Source organism: Candidatus Magnetobacterium casense (assembly GCF_000714715.1).
Classification (GTDB): Bacteria; Nitrospirota; Thermodesulfovibrionia; order Thermodesulfovibrionales; family Magnetobacteriaceae; genus Magnetobacterium; species Magnetobacterium casense.
Window position 1 is genome coordinate 1 of record NZ_JMFO01000069.1, and the last position, 1,225, is coordinate 1,225.

Consider the following 1,225-nt stretch of genomic DNA (forward strand, 5'->3'; position numbering starts at 1 on the left):
GCCGGTGATGTAACGCTGGTCGGTGCGGTGAATGCCGGTACCGGGCTTGTGTCCATCGAGGCGGCGGGTGGCATCACCCCGAGCGGGCAACCAGTGCGTTGACCGCCGAGGGACTGCGTTTGCTGCCGGGGGGACGTCTCCCTGCTGGATGGTGATAACCGCGTGACCCGTCTGGCGGCTCAGGTGAGCGATGGAACACTGGCTTACCGGGATGCGGATAATGTCACTGTGACATCTGTGGCGGCGACGCTGGGCGGACGGACGCTGACCACGGCGGGGTTGAACAGCTCCTCCGGCAGTGGTGAGCAGTATCTGCACAGTGTGGCGGGTGGACTGCTGCTGGAACGTGACCTGAATGCCGGTGCGGGGGTGATCACGCTGGAAACGGGGCTGGGCGTGACCCAGACCGGCGGGACGGTGACCGCGCAGGGRTTGCGTCTGCTGACCGGGAACAGCGGWRCCGGGACTGTATTGCTGATGAACGACAACCGGGTGGCGGAGCTGGCGGCGCAGGTGAACCGGGGAACGCTCTCCTACCACAACGTTGGCGACCTGGCGGTAACGCGGGTGCTGGGGAACCTGGGGAGCGCGTCGTCGACGCTTGACGGACTGAATACCGTCGCTGGCAGTAGCGAACAATACCTCCATGTTGCTGCGGGTCACGGTACAGCCGGCAATCTGGTGCTTGCACAGGATGTGCTGGCTGGCGGTGGCATGGTCACGCTGGAGACGGCGGGGAGTATCACACAGCAGAGCGGTATCAAGGTGGTTGCGGCGGATCTGCGGCTGCTCGCCGGGGACCGGATCGACCTGACCCAGAGTGGCAACAATGTTGGACGTCTTGCAGCGTGGATCGGTGGAACGACGGCGAATACGGCCAGCACCTTTGGGTATCGGGACGCCGACAGCTTCACGGTTGCGGATCTGGTCGGTGGCCTGGGTAACCGGGAACGGCGTACGGACGGCATCAGCACGGCCGCAGGTCATGGCGAGCAGTTCCTTGCCACGGTGAGTGGTGGCGTGGCATTGGCGGCCAACGTTGCCGCGGGTAATGGTGCGGTATCGCTGGTGACTGTCGGGGGGGGCATTGACCAGACTGCGGGAGTGCTGACGGCCAGCCAGTTGCGGGTTGAGTCCGCTGGAGCTGTTTCCTTGCTGCAGGATGGCAACAACGTGGCGGTACTGGCTGCCAGGGTGACCGGCAGCGGGAATGCCTTTGCCTGGC

At 65.1% G+C, this 1,225-nt stretch carries 1 protein-coding gene; it reads left to right on the forward strand.

Annotated elements, in window-relative coordinates; all coding sequences use genetic code 11:
* Window positions 1–183 precede the first annotated feature (183 nt).
* Window positions 184–1,225 (forward strand): hypothetical protein (locus Mcas_RS15860; protein WP_156033448.1); only part of this gene is annotated, 1,042 nt, incomplete at its 3' end.